The sequence below is a fragment of the uncultured Faecalicoccus sp. genome, from assembly GCF_944325745.1.
In the GTDB taxonomy this organism is placed as follows: Bacteria; Bacillota_I; Bacilli_A; order Erysipelotrichales; family Erysipelotrichaceae; genus Faecalicoccus.
The window spans coordinates 1-4079 of record NZ_CALVBG010000086.1 but is presented as its reverse complement, the minus strand read 5'-3'; the positions used below and the strand labels follow the sequence as shown (position 1 = coordinate 4079).

4 protein-coding genes and 1 pseudogene are annotated in these 4079 nt (G+C 44.1%); all 5 read right to left on the bottom strand.

Annotation, left to right across the window (positions count from 1 at the left end):
- Positions 1–3: 3 nt before the first annotated feature.
- Positions 4–846: a DegV family protein gene (locus Q0J48_RS06750; protein WP_296242728.1), complete on the bottom strand. Its 843-nt coding sequence runs from the start codon at positions 844–846 to the stop codon at positions 4–6.
- Complete coding sequence (locus Q0J48_RS06745; protein WP_296242727.1) at positions 843–1679, bottom strand: HAD family hydrolase; 837 nt, start codon at positions 1677–1679, stop codon at positions 843–845. Before Q0J48_RS06745 ends, Q0J48_RS06750 begins: the two co-directional genes overlap by 4 nt.
- Before the next feature lie 101 nt (positions 1680–1780).
- Positions 1781–2899 (bottom strand): aldo/keto reductase, encoded by a 1119-nt coding sequence (locus tag Q0J48_RS06740; RefSeq protein ID WP_296242726.1) that lies wholly within the window; start codon positions 2897–2899, stop codon positions 1781–1783.
- A 9-nt stretch (positions 2900–2908) separates the two neighbouring features.
- Positions 2909–3835, bottom strand: a complete 927-nt coding sequence (gene cysK, locus Q0J48_RS06735) for a cysteine synthase A (RefSeq protein WP_296242725.1) — start codon at positions 3833–3835, stop codon at positions 2909–2911.
- A 61-nt stretch (positions 3836–3896) separates the two neighbouring features.
- Positions 3897–4079 (bottom strand): annotated as a pseudogene (locus Q0J48_RS06730) (transketolase C-terminal domain-containing protein); the annotation flags it as partial.

Below are 4079 nucleotides of genomic sequence, written 5' to 3'. Positions count from 1 at the left end.
TTTTTAATAGTGAATTTTCTTGATTCGTCCAAATCCAATAGTGCCTTTACCCACATGAGACAAGATCACCGTTTTAAACGCATGTTGAGAAACAGGTTGTCCTACCGCTTTCTCTAACATTTCTTTACACATCTCGCTTTTTTCTTTATCAAAGGCATCAATGACCATCCATTCATAGTCTTCAGGATCCACACCTTGTGTCACCACTTCTACGCCCCGCTGATAAGCTTTTTTTAGGGTTCGTACCTTATCTTGCAGATCTATGGAGCCGTGGCAAATGTTCAACAGCGGAACGATCTTCAATAAGCCTGCCAATGAAGCGGCTGCCGGAGAGATCCTTCCTCCTGCTTTGAGCGTTTCCAGATTTTCCGGAATCAGGACAGCCATCAGTTCGCCTTCTTTTTCAATTTTTTCTTTGACCTGCGCTGTCGTATAGCCTTTTTCAAACATGCCTTTTGCCATTTCCATGACGCGGATCGTCGGATAACAAACAAACTCACTTTGTACAACAGTGACTTTTCCTTCATAAGCTTCCTTGGCCAAATTCAAGGCCGTTTTATTCGTACCCGATAGAGCACTGGTCAAAGGCAGATAGAAAACCTCATCATATTCTTCCAGTAATCGATCCCACATCTGGATCATATCGCCAATGATCGGCTGTGCTGTTTTCACACTCTTGTGCTGTTGTAAAGCTTCCACGACTTCTTCATCCGTGATCGTTTCGGATTCGATATATTCTTTCCCGTCGATGATCACAGGCATGCGCAATACATAAATTCCCAGTTCTTGTGCTTCTTCTTTCGTGATATCTGCACTGGAATCCACCATCAATGCGATCTTATTCATAAAGTCTCCCCCAGTTCGTCAAAATAATGCTCCTGCATATACATCGCTACCCCATCATGATCATTGTCATAACGAGTGATCTCATCGGCAATCGCCTTTGTATCATCACTGCCGTTGAGCATACAAATTCCTCTTCCGCTTGCCTCAAGCATCGTATTATCATTGGTCGTATCCCCAAAAGACCATACATTATCTAAAGAAAAATCATGATTATCGCAAAGGATCTTCAAGGCGTAAGCTTTTGAGATCCGGCGATCGGCAAATTCTATTAAAGTAGACTGTGTCTTAAACGCTTTATAATATGGATTCGGGTGATTTTTGAAGTATTCTTCCACTTCCAGCGTCTGTTCTTTGGACATTCGGAACATGATCTTGGCATTTTCATGTTCATAAAGTTCTTTATCACTCGAAATCACATGGATCGGTTTCTGACTGGTCACTGCCGATTTTTTCATCGCATCATCGATACGCTGTGCCACCAGCATGCCATCTTGATAGATAAAGGCATTGGAAGGAAAAGGCTTCATCGCCTTGAGGATCTCCTGGATCCATTCTCTTTTCAATTTATATGAATCGATCTGTTTTTGTTTCAGATTATCCCATAACTCACTGCCATTCATCCCAATCAAGAAATCAAACGCAAAACCAAAGCCCCAGTGCGGCGCATACTTCTGCAGCTCGTCCACAGGACGGCCGGACGCCAAGCCGAAATACACTCCCTTTTCATGAAGCTTTTCAATCATCTTTTTGGTTTTGGGTGTTAGTTCTCGATTCGAATTAATCAATGTGCTGTCAATATCACATAATACAAGACGTAATTTATTTGATTCCATGAGCAAAGTATACCACAGGACCTTCCGTTTTTTCTAGATGGACTCTTTTGAATTTCTGTCCAAGTAAAAAACACAGCTCTCTTTGAACTGTGTTTCTATTCTTATCCTAAACGCTTCACAAAGTCTTGGAAGACCTCGGAGATCTTGATTTGTTGCGGGCAAACTTTTTCACAACTTCGACACTGGATACAAGCACTCGGACCTTGTTCCTTCGGCAGTGTTCCAATCACCATAGGAGCGATAAAGCCGCCGTTGGAAAAACAGAATTCATTATATAAAGAAATCAAGCGAGGAATATCCAGCTGCTGCGGACAATGACTCGTACAATAATGACAAGCCGTACAAGGCACCCCTGTCTTGGCAGTCATCTTTCGCGCTGTCATCAAAAGCGTATCCATTTCCGATGATGTCAACGGTTTGTCACTTTCCCAAATTCGAATATTTTCTTGAAGCTGATCCATATCCGACATTCCTGAAAGAACCATGGTTACTTCCGGAATCGACTGAGTAAAACGAAAAGCCCACTCGATAGGATCCTTTCCTTGTAGATCCGGTTCAAATTCTGGATCGATCTGTGCCAATTTCCCGCCCCGTAAAGGTTCCATGACCCAGACCGGGATCCCATATGTTTTTAGGATCTCACACTTTTCTTTTGCGTTTTGAAATTCCCAATCCAAATAATTGAGCTGAATCTGACAGAATTCCATCGATTCGCCATACGCTTCCAAAAAACGTTTCAAGACCGGAAGATCACCATGACTGGAAAATCCCAAATGACGAATCCTTCCCTTTTTCTTTTGTTCCATCAGATATTCGTAAATATGATATTGCGGATCTAAATAAGCATCGATATTTTTTTCGCAGACATTATGGAACAAATAAAAGTCAAAATAATCAACTTGGCATTTTTTTAATTGTTCTTCAAAGATCTCTTCCACTTTTGGCATATTGTTGAGATCATATCCCGGAAATTTATCGGCCAGATAAAAAGTTGAACGCTCATGTTTTTTTAATGCCTGGCCGATGACGATCTCACTGGCGCCTTCATGATAGCCCCAAGCTGTATCAAAGTAGTTGATCCCTTTTTGAATGGCGAGATCTACCATTTCCTGCACCCGATCAGCATCCGGTTGGGCATCGCTGCCCGCTACTAAAGGAAGGCGCATGCAGCCAAGTCCCAATCCAGAAAGCTGTAAATCTTGAAACGTACGTGTGATCATAATTTCCTCCTATTCATTCCATAAAGCCGTCGATAAATAACGCTCGCCCGTATCCGGCAAGAGAACGACGATTGATTTCCCCTCATATTCTTTTTGTTTGCTCAGCTGTACAGCCGCATACAAAGCCGCCCCCGAAGAGATTCCCACAAGGATTCCCTCTTTTTGAGCGCACTGGCGTGCCATCTCGTACGCTTGTTCGTTTTCTACACAAATCACCTGATCATAGATCGAACAATCCAAGGCATCCGGAATAAATCCAGCGCCGATCCCCTGCAGATCATGCGATCCTGGTTTTCCTCCTGATAAAACATGGGAAGTGGCAGGTTCCACCGCAACTACTTTCACTTGAGGATTTTTTTCTTTGAGATATCGCCCGGTCCCTGTAATGGTTCCGCCCGTTCCCACACCGGCCACAAAGACATCGACTTGACCCTCCATCTGATTCCAGATCTCCGGTCCCGTTGTTTCATAATGGGCTTTCGGATTGTCCGGATTGGAAAACTGGGAAGGGATCCAGGATCTCGGAATTTCTTCGTGCAGCTGATTGGCTTTTTCGATGGCACCGGACATTCCTTGGGCTGCCGGAGTCAAAACGATCTTTGCCCCATAGGCTTTTAACAGCTTCTGGCGTTCCAGGCTCATCGTTTCCGGCATCGTAAAGATCGCGTGATATCCGCGGATGGCACAGATCATCGCTAACCCGATCCCGGTATTGCCGCTGGTGGGTTCAATGATCGTTGCCCCTTCCTGAAGCAAGCCCTTATTTTCCGCTTCTTCGATCATCTTTTTCGCAATCCGGTCTTTGGCACTGCCGGTCGGATTCATTGCCTCGATCTTCGCATAGATCTGGGCAAGACTGTTTTCTTCCTGTTCAATACGACTTAACTCTACGATGGGAGTATTGCCAATACAATCCATCCATTTTTTGATTTCCATAATCCTCATCTCCACTCTTTTTTAGTGTACCACAAGAAACAAAAAAAGATCTTTGAAGTCATCAAAGATCCATTTCTTGAATTGTTTTCGCAATGCTGGAAGCATCCAGTCCATAGTGGGCCAGCAGATCTTTCGGTTTTCCGCTCTGTCCGAATTCATCGTTCAGTCCGATCATCATCAGCCGGCATCCGGCTCCTTCTTTGGCCAGCACTTCTGCGACAGCTGATCCTAAACCGCCGATCAC

Excerpts from the sequence above, each read along its gene's own strand:
- Q0J48_RS06750 (WP_296242728.1), bottom strand. The coding sequence starts at position 846 with ATGAATAAGATCGCATTGATGGTGGATTCCAGTGCAGATATCACGAAA.
- cysK (WP_296242725.1), bottom strand. The coding sequence starts at position 3,835 with ATGGAAATCAAAAAATGGATGGATTGTATTGGCAATACTCCCATCGTA.
- Q0J48_RS06740 (WP_296242726.1), bottom strand. The coding sequence starts at position 2,899 with ATGATCACACGTACGTTTCAAGATTTACAGCTTTCTGGATTGGGACTT.
- Q0J48_RS06745 (WP_296242727.1), bottom strand. The coding sequence starts at position 1,679 with ATGGAATCAAATAAATTACGTCTTGTATTATGTGATATTGACAGCACA.